The 21,391-nt window shown below is 71.3% G+C and carries 19 protein-coding genes; 3 read left to right on the top strand and 16 right to left on the bottom strand.

From position 1 onward, the window contains the following. Nucleotides 1-2: 2 nt before the first annotated feature. From AC1HIL_RS07605 to AC1HIL_RS07595, 3 genes are read right to left on the bottom strand one after another with little or no spacing between them, the layout of a single operon-like run. Nucleotides 3-1,127, bottom strand: a complete 1,125-nt coding sequence (locus tag AC1HIL_RS07605) for a hypothetical protein (protein WP_479671501.1) — start codon at nt 1,125-1,127, stop codon at nt 3-5. Between the two features lie 4 nt (nt 1,128-1,131). Further along, on the bottom strand, nt 1,132-2,010 hold the full coding sequence (locus tag AC1HIL_RS07600; RefSeq protein ID WP_093350769.1) for an amidohydrolase family protein: 879 nt from the start codon (nt 2,008-2,010) through the stop codon (nt 1,132-1,134). A gap of 31 nt (nt 2,011-2,041) precedes the next feature. Then, the gene (locus AC1HIL_RS07595) at nt 2,042-2,890 is read right to left on the bottom strand and encodes an HpcH/HpaI aldolase family protein (RefSeq protein ID WP_261209098.1); all 849 of its coding nucleotides are present in this window, start codon (nt 2,888-2,890) and stop codon (nt 2,042-2,044) included. Nucleotides 2,891-2,966: 76 nt separating this feature from the next. Between AC1HIL_RS07595 and AC1HIL_RS07590 the strand changes: the two genes are divergently transcribed. Continuing rightward, on the top strand, nt 2,967-3,857 hold the full coding sequence (locus AC1HIL_RS07590) for a LysR family transcriptional regulator (RefSeq protein WP_057593299.1): 891 nt from the start codon (nt 2,967-2,969) through the stop codon (nt 3,855-3,857). Nucleotides 3,858-3,863: 6 nt separating this feature from the next. Here the strand turns inward: AC1HIL_RS07590 and katE are convergent, their stop codons facing one another. Both katE and AC1HIL_RS07580 read right to left on the bottom strand, forming a co-directional pair. Beyond that, nucleotides 3,864-6,068, bottom strand: coding sequence for a catalase HPII (katE, locus tag AC1HIL_RS07585; protein ID WP_057593300.1), 2,205 nt, complete (start codon nt 6,066-6,068; stop codon nt 3,864-3,866). 37 nt (nt 6,069-6,105) lie between these two features. Further along, nucleotides 6,106-6,255 (bottom strand): hypothetical protein, encoded by a 150-nt coding sequence (locus tag AC1HIL_RS07580; RefSeq protein WP_172705381.1) that lies wholly within the window; start codon nt 6,253-6,255, stop codon nt 6,106-6,108. Nucleotides 6,256-6,546: 291 nt separating this feature from the next. Here AC1HIL_RS07580 and AC1HIL_RS07575 point away from each other — a divergent pair, with 291 nt between their 5' ends. Both AC1HIL_RS07575 and AC1HIL_RS07570 read left to right on the top strand, forming a co-directional pair. Continuing rightward, nucleotides 6,547-7,374: a transglutaminase-like domain-containing protein gene (locus AC1HIL_RS07575; protein WP_479671500.1), complete on the top strand. Its 828-nt coding sequence runs from the start codon at nt 6,547-6,549 to the stop codon at nt 7,372-7,374. A 247-nt stretch (nt 7,375-7,621) separates the two neighbouring features. After that, nucleotides 7,622-8,518 (top strand): LysR family transcriptional regulator, encoded by an 897-nt coding sequence (locus tag AC1HIL_RS07570; protein ID WP_057593302.1) that lies wholly within the window; start codon nt 7,622-7,624, stop codon nt 8,516-8,518. A 3-nt stretch (nt 8,519-8,521) separates the two neighbouring features. Here AC1HIL_RS07570 and AC1HIL_RS07565 read toward each other — a convergent pair whose 3' ends face one another. The 11 genes from AC1HIL_RS07565 to AC1HIL_RS07515 all read right to left on the bottom strand — a co-directional run bounded on the left by AC1HIL_RS07565 (nt 8,522) and on the right by AC1HIL_RS07515 (nt 21,234). Continuing rightward, nucleotides 8,522-9,616, bottom strand: coding sequence for an enolase C-terminal domain-like protein (locus tag AC1HIL_RS07565; protein ID WP_479671499.1), 1,095 nt, complete (start codon nt 9,614-9,616; stop codon nt 8,522-8,524). Between the two features lie 14 nt (nt 9,617-9,630). Then, entirely contained in the window at nt 9,631-10,341 is a 711-nt protein-coding gene (locus tag AC1HIL_RS07560; protein ID WP_261209128.1) for an ABC transporter ATP-binding protein, read from the bottom strand. Next, nucleotides 10,338-11,099, bottom strand: a complete 762-nt coding sequence (locus AC1HIL_RS07555; RefSeq protein WP_057593305.1) for an ABC transporter ATP-binding protein — start codon at nt 11,097-11,099, stop codon at nt 10,338-10,340. Before AC1HIL_RS07555 ends, AC1HIL_RS07560 begins: the two co-directional genes overlap by 4 nt. A 3-nt stretch (nt 11,100-11,102) precedes the next feature. Continuing rightward, nucleotides 11,103-12,047, bottom strand: coding sequence for a branched-chain amino acid ABC transporter permease (locus AC1HIL_RS07550; protein WP_057593306.1), 945 nt, complete (start codon nt 12,045-12,047; stop codon nt 11,103-11,105). Continuing rightward, nucleotides 12,044-12,916: a branched-chain amino acid ABC transporter permease gene (locus tag AC1HIL_RS07545; protein ID WP_398498213.1), complete on the bottom strand. Its 873-nt coding sequence runs from the start codon at nt 12,914-12,916 to the stop codon at nt 12,044-12,046. Before AC1HIL_RS07545 ends, AC1HIL_RS07550 begins: the two co-directional genes overlap by 4 nt. Further along, nucleotides 12,909-14,111, bottom strand: coding sequence for an alpha-hydroxy acid oxidase (locus AC1HIL_RS07540; RefSeq protein ID WP_064262327.1), 1,203 nt, complete (start codon nt 14,109-14,111; stop codon nt 12,909-12,911). The genes AC1HIL_RS07545 and AC1HIL_RS07540 overlap by 8 nt, the downstream gene beginning before the upstream one ends. Nucleotides 14,112-14,136: 25 nt before the next feature. Next, entirely contained in the window at nt 14,137-15,309 is a 1,173-nt protein-coding gene (locus AC1HIL_RS07535; protein WP_261209135.1) for an ABC transporter substrate-binding protein, read from the bottom strand. Nucleotides 15,310-15,356: 47 nt separating this feature from the next. After that, complete coding sequence (locus AC1HIL_RS07530; RefSeq protein ID WP_479671498.1) at nt 15,357-16,919, bottom strand: indolepyruvate oxidoreductase subunit beta family protein; 1,563 nt, start codon at nt 16,917-16,919, stop codon at nt 15,357-15,359. Further along, the gene (locus AC1HIL_RS07525) at nt 16,916-19,078 is read right to left on the bottom strand and encodes a thiamine pyrophosphate-dependent enzyme (protein WP_479671497.1); all 2,163 of its coding nucleotides are present in this window, start codon (nt 19,076-19,078) and stop codon (nt 16,916-16,918) included. Before AC1HIL_RS07525 ends, AC1HIL_RS07530 begins: the two co-directional genes overlap by 4 nt. Before the next feature lie 181 nt (nt 19,079-19,259). Beyond that, complete coding sequence (gene ligD / locus AC1HIL_RS07520) at nt 19,260-20,162, bottom strand: non-homologous end-joining DNA ligase (protein WP_409976499.1); 903 nt, start codon at nt 20,160-20,162, stop codon at nt 19,260-19,262. Nucleotides 20,163-20,247: 85 nt separating this feature from the next. After that, on the bottom strand, nt 20,248-21,234 hold the full coding sequence (locus AC1HIL_RS07515) for a succinylglutamate desuccinylase/aspartoacylase family protein (RefSeq protein ID WP_057593313.1): 987 nt from the start codon (nt 21,232-21,234) through the stop codon (nt 20,248-20,250). Nucleotides 21,235-21,391: the final 157 nt, after the last annotated feature.

The raw sequence follows: 21,391 nt of genomic DNA, 5'->3' as shown, positions 1-21,391 counted from the left end.
GGTCAGCCGTTGGTGGAAGCGTCGACGCGGTAGATGCGGCTGGGCGTCGCGAAGCGCACCGCCGCGCTCAGGCTGTTGGCCACCGCGAGATGCAGCGCGCCGTCGGCCTCGAAGAAGGCGGCGTCGGTGCCGCCCGAGGTCGCGAAGCGCGCGGCCTCGACCAGCCGGCCGTCGTCCATGCGGAACACGATCGACTCGAGCTCGGGGATCGGCGCCTCGCGCGTGCCGTGCAGGAAGTTGACGAGCACCAGGTGCCCGCCCTCGGCATCGCCGCGCCAGGCGAACTCGCGCCCGCCCGGGCCCGCGAGCACCTGGTGCACCGCGAAGCCGCCGTCCTGCCAGCGGTACAGCAGCGTGTCGCCATGCAGGTTGGCGAAGGCCAGCCAGGCCTGGCCCTGGGTCTCGAAGAAGCAGAAGGCGCGGCCACTCTGGCCGTCGAGCTGCTGGAACGGCTCGAAGCGCTCGCCGTTCCAGCGCAGCAGCAGCGAGGGCACGGCATGGTCGGCATGGGCCAGCAGCCGCTCGCCGCCGACCTCGAAGAAGGCCCAGTTGTAGCCCCAGGCCGAGGACACGTCCTGGAACGGCACGAAGCGCGCGCCGTCCCATTCGAGGAGGCACGACGACACCGGCCGCGCGGGCTGCTCGCCCGGCAGGGTCACGCCCTGCGCGAGCGCGAGGAAGTGCCGTTCGCCGATCGCGAAGTGGTGCCACTGCTTGGCCGCGAAGCCGTCGATGCGCTGGAAGGGCTCGAAGCGGCCGTCGACCAGCTCGAAGATCGTCGACGGCACGGCCAGCGTGTAGGGATCGCGCCCGCTGCGCAGGCTCGCGGTGGCGAGGAAGGCGCGTTCGCCGATGCGGAAGAACTCGGCGTCCTCGCCGCCGGGCACCGGCAGGCTGGCGTGCGGCACGAAGCGCCCGCCTTCCCAGCGGTAGACGGGCATCTCGAGGTCACTGTCGCCCAGCGTCATCTTCGCGGGCTGGCCCTCGACGTCGCGCGCCAGCTGCGGCACCGCGAGGTAGCGCGTGCCGCCGTGGACGAAGCCGGCCACCGCGCGCGCGCCGGTGGTGGCGAGTTCCTGGATGCAGTTCAGTTGCATGGCCGGGCTTTCGATCGTGGAGGCAGCCATGGTCTCAGAACCCGAACAGCCGCGCCGGGTTGTCGGCCAGGATGCGCCGGCGCGCGGCGGCGTCGGGGATCCAGTCGCCCAGCAGGTTCAGCAGTTCGCCGGTGTCGCGCCCGCCCTCGGGAATGTGCGGCCAGTCGCTGCCCCAGATCACGCGCTCGGGCACGGCCTCGACGATGGCCTGCGCGAGCGGCCGCAGCCGCTCGTAGTTGCCGTCCTTGGCGAGCCGGTACGGGCCCGAGAGCTTGAACCAGCCGCGGCCATCGTGCACCGCGCGCAGCAGGCGGTCGAAGTCGGCACGCGTGAGGCCGTCGCTCTCGAGCATGTAGCCCATGTGGTCGATCACGAAGTCGCTCTCGATCTCGGGCAGGAAGGGGATCAGGTCGCGCACCACCCAGCCCGGCGTGTAGAACTGGACATGCCAGCCGAGCGCGCGCGTGCGCTCCACGCTGCGCGCGATGAAGCGCTGCAGCTCGGCCGTGGGCAGGCCCGAGCGCAGGAACAGGTCGAGCCGCAGCGCGCGCACGCCGCGCGCATGCATGGCGGCGAGTTCCTCCGCCGAGGTGCCGTCCTCGACCATCGCGACGCCGCGCGCGGCATCGCCCGCGAGGTCGAGCGCATCGAGCATGCAGCGGTTGTCGGTGCCGTAGAAGCTGGGCTGCACGATCACGAAGCGCTCGAGGCCGAGCACGCCGAGCGCGGCACGCAGCTGCGGCAGGTCGCCGTCGGGCAGCGTGTAGTGCGGCGCGGGCACGCGCGGGTAGCGTGCCTCGGGGCCGAACACGTGCACGTGCGCGTCGCAGGCACCGGCGGGCACCTCGAAGGCGGCGCGGGTCAGGGTCTGCGCGTCGCGCATCGGCTTGGAAACGAGGATCTGGTCGGTCATGGAAAAGGTCGGATCGAATATGTGAAGAAGCTCAGTCGAGCAGCACGGCGCCGTCGAGCGGCCGCACCGAATCGAGCGCCTGCGCCACGCGCTCGTGCAGCACGGCGAGCAGCAGGTCGGTGTCGATGCCGGTCATGAGGAAGGGCGCGGCGCCGCGGCGGATGCAGTCGGCCACGTAGGCGATGTCGGCCACGCCGCCGATGGCCAGCGGCTTGCCGGCGCGCGCGCAGGCCGCGAGCGCGGCGTCGTGCGCCTCGCGCAGCCGCGGATGCACGGCGGGGCCGCCCGCGAGGTTCATCTCGGCGCCGAGGTCGTTGCTGCCGATCGCCAGCAGGTCCACGCCCGGCACGCGGGCGATGGCCTCGATGTTCTCGATGCCGCGCGGGCTCTCGATCAGCAGCTTGACCACGGTCGAGCGGTTGGCGCGTTCGCGCAGTTCGGCGGCGGGCAGCCGGCGATAGCCGAAGGCGGGCAGCGCGGCGATGGCCGAGCGATGGCCCTCGGGCGGAAAGCGGCAGGCCGCGACCGCGTCGGCCGCCTGTTCGGCCGTTTCCACGCGCGGCACGATGATGCCGGCCGCGCCCGCGTCGAGCAGCCGGCCGATCACGCCGTATTCGCGTTCGGGCACGCGCACGAAGGGCACCAGGCCGATGTCGAGCGCGGTGGCGCAGATGGCGCCGGCCGCGTCGATCGGCATCGCGCTGTGCTCGAGGTCGACCCAGATCGCATGGTGGCCGCTGGCCTTGGCCAGCCGCGCGATCTCGGCGCCGCGCGCATGGCGCACGCCGAGCGCGGCCACCCACTGGCGGCGCGCGAGCCGCTGCATCACGGGGCTGGTGCTGCCGGCGGACGCCGGCGAAGGGGTGTCTCTTGTCTCCATGGCGGCGACTGTAGGCAGTCGGCCTTATATTTGGAAATACTGATTGCTCACAGATTCCCATACGCAGGAGATATCGATGGAACTACGGCATCTGCGCTATTTCGTGGCGGTGGCGGAGGAGCTGAACTTCACGCGCGCGGCACAGCGGCTGCACATGGCGCAGCCACCGCTGAGCACGCAGATCCGCCTGCTCGAGGAGGAGCTGCAGGTGCGCCTGCTCGACCGCGACAAGCGCCGCGTGCACCTCACGCAGGCCGGGCGCCACTTCCTCGAGCGCGCGCAGGCCATCCTCGCCTCGGTGGAATCGGCCAAGGGCGAGGCGCGCGACGCGGCGACGGGCGGCATCGGCAAGATCGCGCTGGGCTACACCGCCTCGTCGATGCTGTCGGCCACGCTGCCGGCCGCGATCCGCGAGTTCCAGGCCGCGCATCCGCGCATCGCGCTGGCGCTGCACGAGATGACCTCGCTCGACCAGCTCGACGCGGTGCACGGCCACGAGCTCGACCTCGGCATCCTGCGCCATCCCAACGTGCCGATCCCCGCGGGCATCGCGATCGAGGCCTGGTACCAGGCGCCGCTGATGGTGGCGGTGCCGGCCACGCACCCGCTGAGCCGGGCCCCGGTGCGCATCGCCGACCTGCGCGACGAGCCGCTGATCCTCTACCCGCGCCATTCGGGCATCGGGCTGTACTGGAAGGTGCAGGAGCTGTGTTCGAAGGCGGGCTTCCGCCCGCGCATGGTGCAGGAGGCGCGCGACGCCTCGACCATCGTCGGCCTGGTGTCGGCCGGCGTGGGCCTCGCGATCGTGCCCAGCGGCACCGAGTCGATCCGGCTCGAGGGCGTGGTCTACCAGCGGCTGCGCGAGAAGAGCGCCGTGTCGGCGCTGCACCTGGGCTACCGCGAGGCCGACCCGAACCCGTACCTGGGCCTGCTGCTCAAGCAGCTGCGGCGTTCGGCACGGGTCTGAGCGGGCTCAGGCCGGCACGGCGTCGATGTTCGGCCGGTCCCAGTGCCGGTGCTTCGCGATCGCGGCCACGAAGTCCTGCGCGATCTGCTGCGCGGCGCTGGTGTCGCCGAGGTTGGTGACCGGCGTGGCCGCCACCACCACGCCCGGCGGCAGGCTGTCGGCCGGCGTGTCGGCGGCGATGCCCAGGGTGGACAGCAGCTGCACGCCCTCACCCACCGTGCACACGGCCTTGCAATGCTTGAAGGCCTCGAGCACGAAATGCACCGCATCGCCGCTGGCGGCGAGCGCGCGCGCACCCTCGGCGCCCGCGGGCACCAGCACCGCGTCGAACATCACCGAGGGCATGTTGGCGAAGGTGGCGTCGGTGTCGACCTGGCGCTTGGAGCCGCTGACCACCGAACCCAGGCGCGGGCCCACGACCTTGCATTGGGCGCCGGCCTGTTCGAGCGCTTCGCGGATCGGCTTGAGCGAGGCCGAGTCGATGCCGTCGGCCACCAGGATCGCGACCTTGCGCGTGCGGATCGAGCCGTCGCCGGTGCCCGCCATGCTGAGCGCGGGCGACTCCTCGATCGGCAGGTGGATGCGGTGCTCGCGGAAGCCCGCGCGCCCGGCGGCCGCGCGCGCATCGGGCTCGCCGATGCCCAGCGGCTCGGCCACGCGGCGCGCCAGCTTCTCGTCGACGTGCGCGAGGTTGTCGACCATGCGCTGGCGGATCGCCGGCACCTCCACCTTCGACAGCTCGAAGCGGAAGGCCGCGACGATGTGCTCCTTCTCGGGCGCGCTCTGGCTCTCGAAGAACAGGCGCGCCTGCGTGAAGTGGTCGTCGAAGGTGTGGCTGCGGCGGCGCAGCTTGGGCGCCTCGTAGTCGGCGTCGGGATAGCTCTGGAAGCCGGCGCTGTCGCCGTCCACGCGGAACTCGGCGCCCGAGCCCAGCGTGTTGGGCTCGTAGGCGACCTGGCCGCGCGCGATGGTCTGGCGGTGCATCCCGTCGCGCTGGAAGTTGTGGAACGGGCACACGCCCTTGTTGATCGGCAGCTCGTGGAAGTTGGCGCCGCCCAGCCGCGAGATCTGCGTGTCGGTGTACGAGAACAGCCGCCCCTGCAGCAGCGGGTCGTTGGTGAAGTCGATGCCCGGCACCAGGTGGCCCGGGTGGAACGCCACCTGCTCGGTCTCGGCGAAGAAGTTGTCGGGGTTGCGGTTGAGCACCATGCGGCCGATCTTCTGCACCGGCACCATCTCCTCGGGGATCAGCTTGGTGGGGTCGAGCAGGTCGAAGCCCAGCGTGCCCTCCTTCCCCTCGGGAATCATCTGCACGCCGAGCTCCCATTCGGGGAAGTCGCCGTTCTCGATCGCCTCCCAGAGGTCGCGGCGGTGGAAGTCGGGGTCCTTGCCCGCGATCTTCTGCGCCTCGTCCCAGGCCAGGCCGTGGATGCCGAGCTTGGGCTTCCAGTGGAACTTCACGAAGTGGCTCTCGCCGCGTGCGTTGACGAGGCGGAAGGTGTGGACGCCGAAGCCTTCCATCATGCGCAGGCTGCGCGGGATCGCGCGGTCGCTCATGGCCCACATCAGCATGTGGGTGGTCTCGGGCATCAGCGAGGCAAAGTCCCAGAAGGTGTCGTGCGCGCTCGCGGCCTGCGGCATCTCGTGGTGCGGCTCGGGCTTCACGGCATGGATCAGGTCGGGGAACTTCATCGCGTCCTGGATGAAGAACACCGGCACGTTGTTGCCCACGAGGTCATAGTTGCCCTCGCGGGTGTAGAACTTGACGGCGAAGCCGCGCACGTCGCGCACGGTGTCGGCCGAGCCGCGCGAACCGGCCACGGTCGAGAAGCGCACGAACACAGGCGTCTTCGCATCGGGGTCCTGCAGGAAGTCGGCGCTGGTGAACTGCGACATCGACTTGTAGACCTGGAAGTAGCCGTGGGCTGCCTCGCCGCGCGCATGCACCACGCGCTCGGGGATGCGCTCGTGGTCGAAGTGCGTGATCTTCTCGCGCAGGATGAAGTCCTCGAGCAGCGTGGGTCCACGCCGTCCGGCCTTCAGCGAGTTGTGGTTGTCGGGAATCCGCAGGCCCTGGTTGGTCGTCAGCTCGGCCCCGTGGTCGAGCGTGAAGCCCTCGAGCTGCTGCTGCTTGGCATCGCTGGCGTCCCCCGCTCTGGAAGTCTTGGCGGGCTTGGCGCGCCGGGCGGCGGCCTTGTTCTGTGGCGTCATCGAGGGGCTTTCTGGGTGTCTTGGAAGGAGCTCAGGCTCATCCGGCGCCGCCGTTGTCGAGAAGCATGTCCAGCACATTCACCAATGCGACCAGGCAGATGCAGCCGGCGACGGCGGCAACGGACCAGATCAGGATCTCGTCGCCCCAATGGGTGGCGAACGAGTCGAACAGCGACGAAAACTCCATGATTCCCTCCAGCGGACCGGTTGAACGCGCCCGTGCGATATGGATCGCTCTGGCCAGGACTTGCGACCTCTCCCTGCCTGGCTTCGATACGGGCGGAGACCGAGCGTAGGGGTCGCACCGCGCGAAACCCGTAGTGGCGCCCCGCCCCCGTCTGTGGGAGAGCGGACGCCGCTGCGGTAGGAAGACGCCGACAGCGCGACGGACTACGAGCGATGCGCGCGTTGACCCCGCGCGCGCGCATGTCTTCGACCCCAAGATGGGTGTCGGGGAATCTCCCCCGCGAAAGAACCCATGCTCATCCGGATCGGCTTCGACATCGAGCTCGCGCTCGCCATGGCCCCCATCGCTCCCACCGCGCTGGTCTACATGCTGCAGGTCCATCCCTCGCGCGTGGCGGACCTGCGCGGCGGCGGCGAGCAGCTCACGCTCGAGCCGCCGCTGTTCACCGACCACTACTTCGACGCTTTCGGCAATGCCTGCGCGCGCGTGCAGATCCCCGCGGGCGTGACGAACGTGCGGCTGCGCAACCAGGCCGTGATCGCCGACCCCGGCACGCCCGACCCGGTGGAGCGCGACGCCGTCGAGCACGACCCCGCCGCGCTGCCGGTGGAGACGCTGGCCTTCCTGCTGCCCAGCCGCTACTGCGAGGTCGACAGCGAGCTGCTGCAGTTCGCCTGGGACCGCTTCGGCGGCGTGGCGCCGGGCTGGTCGCGCGTGCAGGCGATCTCGGACTTCGTGCACGGCCACCTGCGCTTCGACTACGCGAGCGCGCGCGCCACGCGCACCGCCGCGCAGGGCCTGCGCGAGGGCACCGGCGTGTGCCGCGACTTCGCGCACCTGGCGATCACGCTGTGCCGCTGCATGAACATCCCGGCGCGCTACGTCACCGGCTACCTCGGCGACATCGGCGTGCCGCCGGTGCGCTCGCCGATGGACTTCAGCGCCTGGTTCGAGGTCTACCTCGGCGACCGCTGGCACACCTTCGACGCGCGCCACAACCAGCGCCGCATCGGCCGCGTGACGGTGGCGCGCGGGCGCGACGCGGCCGACGTGCCGATCACGATGATGTTCGGCGCGCACACGCTGGCGCGCTTCGAGGTGACGACTGTGGAGGTCTAGGGGGTTCTGAATACGGGCAGCCGTACGCAGAGGGCGCGAAGGTTTCGCGAAGGACGCAGAAGAAAACCCCAAAAGGTGGGCTGTCGTCGCACGACCGCCTCGCACCGTTCCTGCGATGTTGGGCGCACGGCGATCGCCTGGGCGCGGCCCACACATTTCGGCTGTTCTTTCGCGTCCTTCGCGTAATCTTCGCGCCCTCTGCGTACGGCTGCCCGATCCCGCATTCATGTGGCACATTCAGCCCCGCATGAGCCACCTCGACCTCAACCTCGTCCGCGTGTTCGTCGCGATCTACGAAACCCGCAGCGTGACCCATGCGGCCGAGCGGCTCGACGTCACGCAGTCGACCGTGAGCTACGCATTGGCGAAACTGCGCAAGGTCTACCTCGACCGGCTGTTCTCGCGCGGCAGCGACGGCCTGGTGCCCACGGGCATGGCCGAGCAGCTGTTCCAGCGCTTCCGCGAGGCGCTGACCATGGTCGAGGGCACGCTCGAGCAGAACGCCAGCTTCGATCCGCTGCGCTCGACGCGGCGCTTCCGGCTCGCGATGTCGGACATCGGCGTGTTGTACTTCGTGCCGCCGCTGCTGCGCCGCTTCCAGGAGGTGGCGCCGCGCATCGAGATCGAGATCGCGCAGATCTCCGACACGCTGGGCGAGGAGCTGTCGACCGGGCGCCTGGACATGGCGGTCGGCAACATCCCCGCGCTGGGTTCGCCGATGCACGGCGCGCTGCTGTTCCGCGAGCACTACGTGTGCCTGATGTCGGCCAGCCATCCGAGCATCGGCGAGCGCATGAGCCTCGCGGCCTTCTCGGCGGCGCGCCACGTGATGGTGTCGTCGCCGCGCTCGGGCCACTTCCTGATCGAGGACATGCTGGCCGAGCGCGGCATCAACCGCAACATCGTGGCGCGCGTGCCGCAGTTCACCGTGCTGCCGCAGCTGCTGTCGCAGAGCGACCTGCTGGTGCTGCTGCCCTCGCGCGTGGCCGACCTCTACGTGCGCCAGGGCGGGCTCAAGGCGCTGCCGCTGCCGCTGGCGCTGCCCGACTTCCAGGTGCAGGCCCACTGGCATGCGCGCCACGAGTACAGCGCGGCGCACCGCTGGCTGGTCGACGAGATCGTGCGCACGCTCGGCAAGCTCTGAACCTCACACGAGGCAGCGCCTGACGGCCTCCTCGTTCCACGCGATGCCGGTGCCGGGCTCGGCCGGCGCGGTCGCCATGCCGTCCTCGAAGGCCAGCGGCCGCGCCAGCACCGGCGCCGCCAGGTCCATGCGCTCGAGCAGGTGGGCCGTCGGCGTCACCGCCATCAGGTGCACGCTGACCTCCTGGAAGATGTGGCTCGACATCGGCACGCCGTGCGCCTGCGCCAGCGCGGCGGCGCGCAGCCAGCCGGTCACGCCGCCGATCTTCATCGCGTCGGGCATCGCGAGGTCGCAGGCACCGGCCTGCAGCGCCTTGGCCATCTCCTCGGGGCCGCACCAGTTCTCGCCCATCTGCAGCGGCAGCGCCACGCGCTCGCGGATGCGCGCATGGCCCGCGTAGTCCTCCTGCAAGGTGGGCTCCTCGACCCAGCCGACGCCCTCGTCCTCGAGCGCGCGGATGCGGCGCACCGCCTCGGGCACGCTCAGGCCCTGGTTGTAGTCCACCAGCAGCTCGACACGCTCGCCGACGACGGCGCGCAGCGCGCGCACCACCTCGAGGTCCTCCGCCAGCGTGGCATGGCCGATCTTGGTCTTGATGGCGCGAAAGCCCTGCGCCGCCGCGAGCGCGGCGCGCTTCGTGCCGAGCGCGAGGCCGTCCATGCTGTGGCTGTCGTAGGCGGCGATGGCGCGGCGCGTGCCGCCCAAGAGCTCGACCAGCGGCACGCCGCGCGCCTTGGCCAGCGCGTCCCAGGCCGCCATGTCCAGCCCGGCGCCGGCCATCAGCGCGATGCCGGTGCGGCCCAAAAGGCGCAGCCGCTGCGCCAGCAGCCGGTCGAGGTCGAAGGGCGCGAGCGGCTGGTCCTTGAGCACGCTGCCCAGGGTCAGCACCATGCGCCGGGTGGCGCGCAGCGCGAGCGGCGTGTAGGTGAACAGGTAGGCATGGCCGACGGTGCCGTCGTCGGCGTGCAGGTCGACCAGCACCAGCGGCGCGGTCGCCACCACGCCCACGCTGGTGCGCACCGGATGCTCGAGCGGCACGTTGACGCAGCGCGCCTGCACGTCGGCCACGCGCAGGCCGGTATCGGGGATGGAGTTCATGCGTGCGTCGTTCCTCACAGGCCCAGGTAGGCGGCCTTCACGCGCTCGTCGCCGAGCAGTTGCGCGGCCGGCCCGCCCAGCGCGATGGCGCCGGTCTCGAGCACGTAGCCGCGATCGGCCACCGAGAGGGCGGCATGCGCGTTCTGCTCCACCAGCAGGATCGGGATGCCGCGCGACTTCAGCCGCGCGATGACGCCGAAGATCTCCTTCACCAGCAGCGGCGCCAGCCCCATCGAGGGCTCGTCGAGCAGCAGCATGCGCGGCTCGCACATCAGCGCGCGCGCGATCGCCAGCATCTGCTGCTGGCCGCCCGACAGCGTGCCGGCCGCCAGCAGGCGCTTCTCGCCGAGCACCGGGAACAGCGCGTACATCTCGTCCAGCCGCTGCGCGCGGCGCTCGGCGCGCGTGTAGCCGCCCAGCAGCAGGTTGTCCTGCACCGACAGCGGGCCGAACACCTGCCGGCCCTCGAGCACCTGCGCCAGGCCGGCGCGCACGCGCGCGTCGGCGCTGTCGCGCGCGATCTCGCGGCCGAACAGGCGCACGCTGCCGACGCTGCCGCGGATCAGGCCCGAGACCGCGCGCAACAGCGTGGTCTTTCCCGCGCCGTTGGCGCCGACCAGCGCCACCAGTTCGCCCGCGCCGACCCGCAGGTCGATGCCGTGCAGCGCCTCGATGCGGCCGTAACCGGCGCGCAGGCCGCTGACTTCCAGTGCGACATCGCTCATGCGGCAGCCTCCGCCTCGGTGCCCAGGTAGGCCGCGATCACCTGCGGATTGGCGCGCACCTCGGCGGCGGTGCCCTCGGCGAGCTTGCGGCCGTAGTCGAGCACCAGCAGGTGGTCGGAGATGTTCATCACCAGCTTCATGTCGTGTTCCACCAGCAGCACCGTCACGCCCGAGGCGGCGATGCTGCGGATCAGTTCGGTGATCTCGTGGGTCTCGGTGTCGTTGAGGCCCGCGGCCGGCTCGTCGAGCAGCAGCAGGCGCGGCCGGCTCGCGAGAGCGCGCGCGATCTCGAGCCGCTTGAGCAGGCCGAACGAGAGCTGCGTGGCATGGGCATGCGCATGGCGGCCCACGCCCACGTAGTCGATCAGCCGCAGCGCCTCCTCGCGCAGCGCGGCGTCGGCGCGGCGCGTGGCGCCGGTCATGCCGCCCAGCAGCGAGCTGCGCGTGTGCAGGTGGGCGCCGAGCATCACGTTCTCGCAGGCGGTCATGTTCATGCACACCTGCAGGTTCTGGAAGGTGCGGCTCATGCCGCGCCGCGCGAGCCGGTCGGGCGCCATGCCCGCCACGTTCTCGCCGTCGAGCAGGATCTCGCCGCGCGTGGGCTCGTAGACGCCGCTGATCAGGTTGAACAGCGTGGTCTTGCCCGCGCCGTTGGGCCCGATCACCGAATGCACCGAGCCGGCGCGCACGCTGAAGCTCACGTCCTGCATGGCATGCACGCCGCCGAAGGACTTGCTGAGGTTCTTCACTTCGAGCATGGCTCAGCCCTTCCTGCGCAGCCGCAGCGCGAGCGTGGGCACCAGCCCCTTGGGCAGGAACATCATGGTGAGCATCAGCACCAGGCCGAAGAACACCATCTCGTAGCCGTGCAGGCCGCCCAGCAGCTGCGGCAGCGCGGTCAGCAGCGCGGCGCCGAGCAGCGCGCCGAAGGTCGAGGCCATGCCGCCCAACACCACCATGGTCGCGAGCTCCACCGAATGCGTGAAGGCCGCCAGCGAGGGGCTGATGAAGCCCAGGTAGTGCGCCGTGAGGCTGCCCGAGACCGCGGCGAACACGGCCGACACCACGAAGGCGCGCACCTTGAAGCGCGCCACGTCCACGCCCATCACGCGCGCCGCCACCTCGGAGCCGTTGAGCCCGCGCAGCGCGCGCCCGGCCGGCGATTCGTAGAGGTTGAGCGACAGCAGCACCGCGAGCCACAGCAGCACCGCCGCCAGCGCGTACCAGTGCAGCACCTTGGCGAAGGCGAAGCCGGCCACCGCCAGCGGCGGCACCGGCATGCCGTCGGGGCCGCCGGTCCAGTCGACCTCGTTGATCAGCACGATGTTGACGATCACCCCCAGCCCGAGCGTGGCCATGGTCAGCGAATGGCCCTTGAGGCGCAGGATCGGCTTGGCGATCAGCCAGGCCACCAGCGCCGCGCCCACGGCCGCGGCACAGATGGCCGGCAGCGCGGGCCAGCCGAAGCGCGCCGTCACGATGCCGCTGCCGTAGGCGCCGATGGCGACGAAGGCCGCGTGGCCGATGCTGATCTGGCCCGCGAAGCCCATCAGCAGGTTGAGCCCGATCGCGGCGATGGCCGCCAGCGCGATGCGCACCGCGACGTCGATCACGTAGTTGTTGGGCATGGCCAGCGGCAGCAGCGCCAGCACCAGGGCCAGCAGCAGCAGGGAGGGACGCAGCAGCGCCCGCGAGGACGCCTTCATACGCGCTCCGCTGCCTTGCTGCCGAACAGGCCATGCGGCATGACCAGCAGGATGAACACGATCAGCACGAAGGGCACGGCGTCCTTGTAGGCCGAGGAGACATAGCCCGCCATCAGCGCCTCGAGCAGCCCGACGATGAGGCCGCCGACCACCGCGCCGCCCGCGCTGCCGAGCCCGCCCAGCGTGGCGGCGACGAAGCCCTTCATGCCCAGCATCAGGCCGATGTCGTAGACCGTGGTGGTGATCGGCGCGGCCACCACGCCGGCCACGGCGCCCAGCAGTGCCGAGAGGCCGAACGAGAGCTGCAGCACGCGCGAGGTCGGGATGCCGACCGCGCGCGCGGCCAGCGCATTGGCCGCCACCGCGAGCATCGCCTTGCCCACCATGGTGAAGCGGAAGAAGGCGAAGCACAGCGCCACCAGCAGCGCGGCCGTGCCCAGCACCCACAGGCTCTGCGGCAGCACGTAGGCGCCGAGGATCGACAGCGCCGCGTCGCCACTGAAGGCCGGCAGGGTCTGCTGGTTCTTGCCGAGCACGATCTGCACCACGCCCTGGATGAAGATCGAGGCGCCGATGGTGATGATGATCAGCGACACCACGCTGGCCTCGCCCGCGGGCTTGATCGCGAGCCGGTACAGCAGCAGGCCCGCCACCACGGTGGCCAGCACGCCGCCGGCCACGGCCACGCCGTAAGGCAGGCTGGCGCCGAGCAGCGCGGCCGTGATCATGGCGCCGAGCATGAGGAAGTCGCCCTGCGCGAAGTTGATGACGCCGCTGGCGTTGTAGATCAGCGAGAAGCCCAGCGCGGCCAGCGCGTAGATCGCGCCGGTGGTGAGTCCCGAGAAGACGAATTGCATGAAGTCAGCCATGGCGTGCTCCGGCGTGGGAAAGCCCGGCGCTGCCGGGAAAGGGAAGGTTGGCGAGCAGGTGATGGGGCGCGACCTCGTCCACGCGGTCGGCGCCCAGCAGCACCAGGGTGCGGGCGATGTCGTCGACCAGGCCGGCCAGCACGCCGCGCGCGCCCGCCTCGCCGTCGCAGGCCATGCCCCAGACCGCGGCGCGGCCGACGAAGGCCGCGGTGGCGCCGGCGGCCAGCGCCTTGACCACGTCGCTGCCGCGGCGGAAACCGCCGTCGACGAACACCGGGATGCGCCCGGCCACGGCATCGACCATGCGCGGCAGCACCGAGATGGTCGAGGGCGCCGCGTCGAGCTGGCGGCCGCCGTGGTTCGACACCACGATGCCGTCGGCACCGTGGCGCACGGCCAGCGCGGCGTCGCCCGGATGCAGCAGGCCCTTGACCAGCAGCGGGCCGTCCCACAGCCGGCGCAGCCAGGCCAGGTGCTCCCAGGCCAGGGTGCGGTCCATGGTGCGCGACAGCAGCGCGGCCTGCAGCTGGGCCGAGGTGGCGCCGTCGTCGGCCTCGGCCAGGTTGACGAACGAGGGCGAGCGGCCCTGCATCGCCATCGCGAGCGACCAGCGCGGATGCAGCGCGAGGTCGAGCAGGGTCGAGGGCGTGAAGCGGAACGGCAGCCGAAAGCCGTTGCGCACGTCGCGCTCGCGCAAGCCGCTCACGGCCGCGTCGACCGTCAGCACCAGCGCCGAATAGCCGGCGGCGCGCGCGCGGCGCACCAGCTGCTCGGCGATGGCGCGATCGCCCATCACGTAGAGCTGCATCCATTGCAGCGCCTCGGGGTCGCGCCGCAGCGCGGCCTCGCGCACAGCCTCGAGCCGGTCGTTCGACGGCGTCGACAGCACGTGCGGCACGCCGGTGGCCGCGGCCGCGCAGGCCAGCAGGGTGTCGCCATGCGGGCGCACCAGGCCCGAGAAGCCCACGGGCGCCACGCCCAGCGGCGCGGCCCAGCGCCGGCCGAACACCGTGATGCCGGGGTCGGCATGGCGGGTGTCGCGCAGCGCGGTCGGCACCAGGTGCAGCGCGGCCAGGTCGGCCTCGTTGCGCCGCAGGCAGTCCTCGGTCTCCGCGCCGCCGTCGACGTAGTCGAAGACGAAGCGCGGCAACCGCCGGCGCGCCTGCCGGCGGCGATCGTTCGCATTGAGATTCATGCGCTCTCCGTCGATGCGCGCGAACTCAACGGACTTCCACGAACTTGCCGTCCTTGATCTCGACCATGCGGAACGCGGACACGTCCAGGCCCATGTGGTCGGTGGCCGACATGCGATAGATGCCGCTCACGCCGACGAAGTCCTTGGTGGCCTCGATGGCATCGCGCAGCTTCTGCTTGTCGGTGCCGCCGGCGCGCTGGATCGCGTCGATCAGCAGGTACAGCGCGTCGTGCGCGTAGCCGCCGAAGGTCGACACGTCCATCTTCGCGGTCGACTCGTAGTCCTTGGCATACGACACGCTGACCTTCTTCTGCGGATCGGCATCGGGCAGCGCCTGGGCGATCAGCAGCGCGGGCGAAGGCATGCGGATGCCTTCGGAGGACTTGCCCGCGATGCGGATGAACTCGGTCGAGGCCTGGCCGTGCGAGGTGTAGAGCGGCTGCTTCATCGCGAGCTGCTGGTGGTTGCGCGCGATGATGGCCGGCGCCTGGCCGGTGCCGAACACGAACACGGCCTGCGCGCCCGAGGACTTGATGCGCGTGAGCTGCGGCGTGACGTCGGTGTCCTTCTCGCCGTAGGTCTGGTCCTCCACCACCTTCAGGCCCAGCGTCTCGGCGAGCTTGAGCGTCTCGGTGCGGCCCGACTTGCCGAAGCCGCCGGTGTCCGACAGCAGCGCGAACTGCGTGAAGCCGCGCTTCTTCATCTCGCCGAGCACCTTCTCGGCCGCCATGCGGTCGGAGTGCGGCATCTTGAACACGTAGGGCTTGACCGGCTCGACGATGACCGAGGCGGCGGCCAGCGAGATCAGCGGCATCTTCGCGGCCTCGGCCTGCGGCACCATCGCCATGGTCGAGCCGGTGGTGGAGGCGCCGAGGATCGCGTCGACCTCGTCCTGCATGATCAGGCGGCGCGTGAAGGCGTTGGCCTTGTTCGCGTCGCTGGCGTCGTCGTAGAGCACCAGCTCGAGCTTGCGGCCGAGCACGCCGCCGGCCGCGTTGATCTTGCGCACGTACATCTCGAGCGTCTTCTGCTGCGGATCGCCGAGGAAGGAGGCCGGACCGGTGGCCGAGACCACGGCGCCGATCTTGATCGGCCCGGCCGCATGGACCTGCGCGGCCAGCGGCAGCAGCAGCGCGCCGGCCAGCAGCGCGTTGACGGCGCGGCGGCCGAGGGAGGTGGAAGTCTTGCTGTTTCTCATCGTCTTGTCTCCTGTCGTCGTTCTCTGGGGGGAAAGGATGCGGGCCCTCAGCGCGCCGGCTTTCGCCGCACGATGTGGATGGGGTGGACGCGCGGCGCGGGCGGCGGCAGGCCCAGCGCGCGCGCCAGGGTGCGGCCCTCGGGGTCGGCCAGCGCCGCTTCGCGCGCGGCTCGCACGCGCTCGGCCGACTGCGCGAGCGCGGCGGCATCGCCGGGGGGCGCGGCGAACTGCGCCTGCATGTCGTCGAGCACCGCGCCGAGGTTGCGGTGGCCGCGCTCGCTGGTCTCGCCGTAGCCCTTGACCAGGTTGCCGCACAGCGCGATCTCGTAGGCCAGCCGCGGACTCAGCGCGAGCGCGGCGCGCACGGTGTCGAGCCAGCGCGCGATCATGGCCTGCTCGATCGCGTAGCGCGCGCCGGCGCGGCGCAGCACGCGCAGCGAGCGCAGGCCGCACAGCATGGCGAAGCCCAGCACGGTGTCGGTGCGCATGTGCAGGCCCACGTTGAGCCGGTGCGCCTTGTGGGCCAGGCGCCGGCGCAGCCAGGCCGAGGCGCGCGGCGGCAGCAGCGAACAGACCTCGTCGAGGCCCGGCTTCAGGTATTCGGTCAGCCGCAGCGGCTCGCCCTGGCGTGCGCCCACTTCCTCGCGCACGCGTTGCAGCCGCTCGCCGCGCGTCTTGAGGTCGGCCACGCGGATCACGTCCTCGTAGCTCATCCACAGCGCGAGATAGCGCGCGGTCTCGCGCGTCACGGGCAGCTCGCCGCCGAAGTTCCGCTCGAGCGCGAGCACCGCGTCGACGCGCTGCAGGTAGAGCGCGCCGTAGCGCGCGTCCTGGTAGTCGAGCACCTGCTGCAGGCCGTGGCCCAGCAGTTCGTGCAGCGGCTCGGGCATGGCGGCGATGCGCGGGTCGACGGGCGCGCGCGGCGTTGCCGCGGCGGCCCTGGCGGCGGCTTCCGGCGCAGGACGAATCACCTGCTCGAAGCCCGCCGCGAAACCCTTGAGGCTGGCCTCCACCGCCTTGCCCGAGGCGCGGATCGCCTGCTCGCAGGCCTCGCGCGAGAACGGCAGCGCGCCGCTGCCGGCCATGGCGCCGAACATCACGGTGTTGATCACCGTGCCGTGGCGCCAGGCCAGCGCGCGCATGTCGAACAGGTGGCTGTGCCGCGCGAGCTCGCGCGCGGCCTCGCTCACGCGCCGGCCGTCGTAGCGGCCGTCGCCCATGGCGGACTTCTCGGCCACCGCGAACTCGCGGTGCGTCGAGGCCACGAGCGTGGTGCGCCGCGGATGCACGAAGCCGCCCTGCAGCACGCGCCCCGCCTCCATCAGCTCGGAGGCGGCGACGATGTCGACGTCGCCCGGGCTCGGCGTGAGCGAGAACACCGGGCGCGCGCCGCCGAGCCGCGCGGCCTCGACCGGGTAGATCTCGATGTAGTAGTTGGTGGCGCCGGTGCGCTGCGCCACGCCGGGCACCGAGGTGCTCTGCACCGGGAAGCCCTGGGCCGTGGCCGCGGCGATCAGCCAGTCGGCCAGCACGCCGCCGCCCTCGCCGCCCATGGCGGCGACCAGCACGGTCACGATGCGCGGTGCGTCTTCGAAGGGGGTGTCGTTCATGCCGCCAGTGCCTCCGCGCGGTCGCGCGCCTTGCCGGCCATGAGGCCGATGACGCCGCTGCGCAGCCGGTGCAGCAGGCGCTCCCAGGTGCCGGCGTTCTGCACGATCTCGGCCTTGTAGAACGAGGGGCAGAGGATGGCGGCGTGCGCGTTCTCGCCGCACAGGCCGCAGCCCACGCAGCCCTGGTTGACGGTGGCCACGGGATCGGTGCGCAGCGCGCTCGGGTTGGGCTTGATGGTGAGCGAGGGGCAGCCCGACAGCCGGATGCACGAGTGGTCGCCGGTGCAGACGTCGTCGTCGATGCCGAAGCGCGTGCGCACCACGCGCTCGCCGCGCTTGAGCTTCGCGGCCGTGACGGGCTTGATGCGGCGCTGGCGCTCGAGCTGGCATTCGCCGTCGGCGATGATGACCTTGAGGCCGCCCTCCTCGGTGGTCATCGCCTCCTGCAGCGTGTCGCGCATCTCGGCCACGCTGTAGCTGCGCACCTTGCGCACCCAGCCCACGCCCACGCCCTTGAGCGCGGCCTCGATGTCCAAGGTCAGCGGCTTGGCCGCGGGCTGCGTGGGCGAGGAGGGAATGGCCTGCGTGCCGGTGGCCGAGGTGTAGCCGTTCTTCAGGATCACGAGCACCGAGTCCTGGCCGTTATAGACCGCGTTGACCACGCCGCTGGTGAAGCCGTTGTGCCAGAAGCCGCCGTCGCCCATGATGCTGACGACCCGGTTGCCCATCAGCGGTGCGATGCCCGAGGAGCTCGCGAGGCCCAGGCCGTAGCCGAGCACCGTGCTGCCGGTGTTGAACGGCGGCAGGGTGCCGAAGGTGTGGCAGCCGATGTCGGCGCTGACGTGCACGCTGCCGAGTTCCTTCTGCATCAGCTTGATGGCGGCGAACACCGGGCGCTCGGGACAGCCGATGCAGAAGCCCGGCGGCCGGCTCGGCACGGGCACGCCCAGCGCCTCGACCGCGCGCGGCTTGAGCGCGGCCAGCGGCGCGGCGCTGTCGGCCACCCGCATGGCGCCCTGGTCGCCGAGCGCTTCGGGCCGCGCCTGGCGGATGAACTCGGCCAGGCCGCGCACCAGCACCTCGCCGGTGTACTCGCCGGCCATCGGGAAGATGTCCTTGCCGTGCAGCCGCGTGTCGCAGCCGGCCTTGCGCAGCATCGCGTGCAGCGCGTCCTCCATGTAGTTGGGCTGGCCCTCTTCCACCATCAGCACCGCGCGCTTGCCGCGGCAGAAATCGACGAGCTCGTCGGGCACCATCGGGTAGACCACGTTGAGCACCTGCAGCGGAATGCGGCTGTTGCCGAAGGCATCGGCCAGGCCCAGCTGCTGCAGCGCGCGCAGGGTGCCGTTGTAGAGGCCGCCCGGCAGCACCAGGCCGACGTCGGCGCAGTCGCCGTCGAAGCGCTCGTTGAGCCGCGCGTCGCGGATGTAGGCCAGCGCGGCCGGCCAGCGCGACTCGATCTTCATGCGCTCCTGCGCGTAGATCGAGGGCGGCAGGTTGATGTTGGCGAAGTCGAAGCGCGGCTGCGCGATGGCCTCGCGCGTGGAGATGGCCGGCGCGCGGTTGTCCTTGCAGACGAAGCTGCCGTGCACGTGGCAGGCGCGGATGCGCAGCTGCAGCATGACGGGCGTCTGGCTCGCCTCGGAGAGCTCGAAGCCCTGCTCCACCGCGTCGACGATCGAGCCCAGGTTGGGCCGCGGATCGAGCAGCCACATCTGCGACTTCATCGCGAAGGCATGGGTGCGCTCCTGGATGATGCTCGAGCCCTCGCCGTAGTCCTCGCCGAGGATCACCAGCGCGCCGCCCTGCACGCCGGCCGAGGCCAGGTTGGACAGCGCATCGGACGCGACGTTGGTGCCGACCGTGGACTTCCACGTGACGGCGCCGCGCACCGGGTAGTTGATGGAGGCGCCGAGCATCGCGGCCGCGCCGGCCTCGGAGGCGCTGTTCTCGAAGTAGATGCCGAGCTCGTCGAGCAGCTCGCGCGCATCGCCGAGCACGTCGATCAGGTGCGAGACCGGCGCGCCCTGGTAGCCGCCGATGTAGCTCACGCCCGATTGCAGCAGGGCCTTGGTGACGGCCAGGATGCCCTCGCCGTGGAATTCCTCGTTCGCGCCCAGCGAGAGGCGCTTGACTTCTTCGGCGAAGGATCGCTCCATGGTGTTCTTTGTCTCCGGCCGGCGCCGCGGGAAGCGCCGCATTTCATCGTGGGTGGCTCGTGGACGGGGACTTTAGGAGTACCTGCTTATTTGCCCAATCGATGGAGTGGGAGTTACACATCGATGAATTCGATGTGATGTCGCTCGATCGCGGCCAGCCGTCCGCGCGGGACGAGAGCGTTCAGTTCACCAGGTGACCGAGCCTGCGCATCGCGTCGCCGAGCCCCTTGCGGCTGCGCTCCATCGCGGCCCAGGGCGCGTTGCCGATGTCGAGCCGCTCGGCGATGGTCGCCACGGTCCAGTGATCGGCGCTGTCGACCTCGAACAGCTCGTCCCAGTCCAGCGGCACCGACACGCCCAGGCCCGGCCGCGCGCGCGCCGACCAGGCGCTGATGGTGGTGGCGCCGAAGCCGTTGCGCAGGTAGTCGGCGAAGATTTTTCCGACGCGGTTGCGCGGCCCGCTCTTGGCGACGATGCGCTCGGGCACGCTGCGCGCGAGCTGCTGCACGATGGCCTGCGAGAAGCCCTTGACCTCGTCCCAGCCGTGCGCGCGCCGGATCGGCACCACCACGTGCAGGCCCTTGCCGCCGCTGGTCTTGAGGAAGGACGGCAGCCCGAGCTCGTCGAGCAGGGTGCGCACCAGCAGCGCGGCCTCCTGCATGCGCGGCCATTCGACGCCCTCGCCGGGGTCGAGGTCGAAGGTCATGCGATCGGGCTGGGCGAAGGCGCGCGAGAGCGCGTTCCAGGTGTGGAACTCCACCACGTTGAACTGCGCCGCGCCGAGCAGTCCCTCGGCCGTGTCGATCTGCAGCAGCGGCGCGTGGCCGGGATCGAGCGCCGGGTCGAGCAGGCCCACGCCGGCCATCTCGCCGTGCTGCGCATGCTTCTGGAAGAACAGCTCGCCCGCGATGCCGTCGGGCGCGCGCACCAGCGCCACCGGCCGGCCGCGCAGGTGGGGCAGCATCAGCGGCGCGACGCGCGCGTAGTAGGCGGCGAGCTCGCCCTTGACGATGCCGCTCTTCGCGTCGACGAGGCGGTCGGCATGGGTGATGCGCGGCGTGGATGGCTGGCGGTCGGCGGCCATGGTTCGTTTCCTTGGTCCGCCATGTTCGTGCTCGCCCGGGGCCGCGGATGTAGGAACGCGACGGCGCGCCGTGTATTCCTCGCGCTCAGGCCGTGCCGTCGAGCCGCCGTTCGCTGGGCCGCGCGAAGTAGAACCACTCGGTGTCCGGCAGCGCGAGCGCGTTGGGGAACACGATGCAGCCGTCGTCGGGCGCGGTCACGGGCGTGCCGTCGTGTCGCGTGCCGATGAGCTCGCCGCGCCGCACCGGATCGAAGGTGGCCCAGTCGCGCGCGAAGCGGTCGTCGGCGTGCAGCCGGTCGGTCACGCTGGCCAGGCGCAGCAGGCGCGGCGGCACGTCGGGCCCGGCCGACAGGCCCGGCGGCAGCGCCGCCATGCCCAGCAGCGCCAAGGTGCGGCGGATCGCGCGCCAGGCCACCTCGGGCGCCTGCGGATCCTGGTGCTGGCCGCATTCGAGCGTGACGCCGTAGCCGCCGCAGCCGCGGATGTATTCGTTGGTGCCGCGGCCGAAGTCGATGGCGGCCTCGTCGACCGCGGCGCCGCGCTGCGCCAGGCCCGCGGCATAGATGTCGAGCCAGCCCTCGACCACGATCGGCGTGCCCAGGTGCAGCGCCAGCCGGCCTTCCTCGGCGGCGCGCGCGAAGGGCTCGAGGGTGCCGGTGTTGTCGCGCGGGCCGATCATCGCGAAGGCCTCGCCCGCGCTCTGGAACGAATGCAGGTCGAGCAGCACCTCGTGGCGCGCGATCACGGGCGCCAGCACGTTGGTCACGCGGGCCTCGTAGTCGGCCGGCTCGGCCGCGGGCTTGAACAGCCGGTTGAGGTTGCGCTCGCCCTCGCGCTGCAACCGCCGGCGCGCCAGCGGATTGGCCACCGGCACCAGCGTGAGCTCGCCGCGCAAGAGCGCGAGCTCGCCCGCCGCGAATTCGGCCAGCACCCGCTCGATGCCGGCGGTGCCGCTGGTCTCGTCGCCATGCACGCCGCCCATCACGAGCAGCCGGGGACCGGGGTTCAGGGAGGCGAAGGCGTGGAGACGGATGCTGTCGTGCGCGACGGCGTCGAAGGGAGAGGAAGCCATGCGGGGATTATGGGGAGGCGCCATGACGGGCGCAAAGACGCTCCTCTTTTCATAGCGCCGATCCTCGCGGCAACGTGGAAAGCAGAAGCCTACAGCGGCCCCCTGGACTGTCCTACCAGGTGCCCGCGGGTGGCCGCGCAAGCTGGATGTCGATCAA

The sequence above is a fragment of the Variovorax sp. ISS6 genome (genome assembly GCF_056523145.1).
This window is presented reverse-complemented; position numbering and strand designations above follow the sequence as displayed.

Excerpts from the sequence above, each read along its gene's own strand:
- AC1HIL_RS07555 (WP_057593305.1), bottom strand. The coding sequence starts at position 11,099 with ATGCTCGAAGTGAAGAACCTCAGCAAGTCCTTCGGCGGCGTGCATGCC.
- AC1HIL_RS07560 (WP_261209128.1), bottom strand. The coding sequence starts at position 10,341 with ATGAGCGATGTCGCACTGGAAGTCAGCGGCCTGCGCGCCGGTTACGGC.
- AC1HIL_RS07580 (WP_172705381.1), bottom strand. The coding sequence starts at position 6,255 with ATGGAGTTTTCGTCGCTGTTCGACTCGTTCGCCACCCATTGGGGCGAC.
- AC1HIL_RS07565 (WP_479671499.1), bottom strand. The coding sequence starts at position 9,616 with ATGAACTCCATCCCCGATACCGGCCTGCGCGTGGCCGACGTGCAGGCG.
- ligD (WP_409976499.1), bottom strand. The coding sequence starts at position 20,162 with ATGGCCGCCGACCGCCAGCCATCCACGCCGCGCATCACCCATGCCGAC.
- AC1HIL_RS07545 (WP_398498213.1), bottom strand. The coding sequence starts at position 12,916 with ATGGCTGACTTCATGCAATTCGTCTTCTCGGGACTCACCACCGGCGCG.
- AC1HIL_RS07575 (WP_479671500.1), top strand. The coding sequence starts at position 6,547 with ATGCTCATCCGGATCGGCTTCGACATCGAGCTCGCGCTCGCCATGGCC.
- katE (WP_057593300.1), bottom strand. The coding sequence starts at position 6,068 with ATGACGCCACAGAACAAGGCCGCCGCCCGGCGCGCCAAGCCCGCCAAG.
- AC1HIL_RS07605 (WP_479671501.1), bottom strand. The coding sequence starts at position 1,127 with ATGGCTGCCTCCACGATCGAAAGCCCGGCCATGCAACTGAACTGCATC.
- AC1HIL_RS07540 (WP_064262327.1), bottom strand. The coding sequence starts at position 14,111 with ATGAATCTCAATGCGAACGATCGCCGCCGGCAGGCGCGCCGGCGGTTG.
- AC1HIL_RS07595 (WP_261209098.1), bottom strand. The coding sequence starts at position 2,890 with ATGGAGACAAGAGACACCCCTTCGCCGGCGTCCGCCGGCAGCACCAGC.
- AC1HIL_RS07535 (WP_261209135.1), bottom strand. The coding sequence starts at position 15,309 with ATGAGAAACAGCAAGACTTCCACCTCCCTCGGCCGCCGCGCCGTCAAC.
- AC1HIL_RS07525 (WP_479671497.1), bottom strand. The coding sequence starts at position 19,078 with ATGGAGCGATCCTTCGCCGAAGAAGTCAAGCGCCTCTCGCTGGGCGCG.
- AC1HIL_RS07590 (WP_057593299.1), top strand. The coding sequence starts at position 2,967 with ATGGAACTACGGCATCTGCGCTATTTCGTGGCGGTGGCGGAGGAGCTG.
- AC1HIL_RS07600 (WP_093350769.1), bottom strand. The coding sequence starts at position 2,010 with ATGACCGACCAGATCCTCGTTTCCAAGCCGATGCGCGACGCGCAGACC.
- AC1HIL_RS07530 (WP_479671498.1), bottom strand. The coding sequence starts at position 16,919 with ATGAACGACACCCCCTTCGAAGACGCACCGCGCATCGTGACCGTGCTG.
- AC1HIL_RS07570 (WP_057593302.1), top strand. The coding sequence starts at position 7,622 with ATGAGCCACCTCGACCTCAACCTCGTCCGCGTGTTCGTCGCGATCTAC.
- AC1HIL_RS07515 (WP_057593313.1), bottom strand. The coding sequence starts at position 21,234 with ATGGCTTCCTCTCCCTTCGACGCCGTCGCGCACGACAGCATCCGTCTC.
- AC1HIL_RS07550 (WP_057593306.1), bottom strand. The coding sequence starts at position 12,047 with ATGAAGGCGTCCTCGCGGGCGCTGCTGCGTCCCTCCCTGCTGCTGCTG.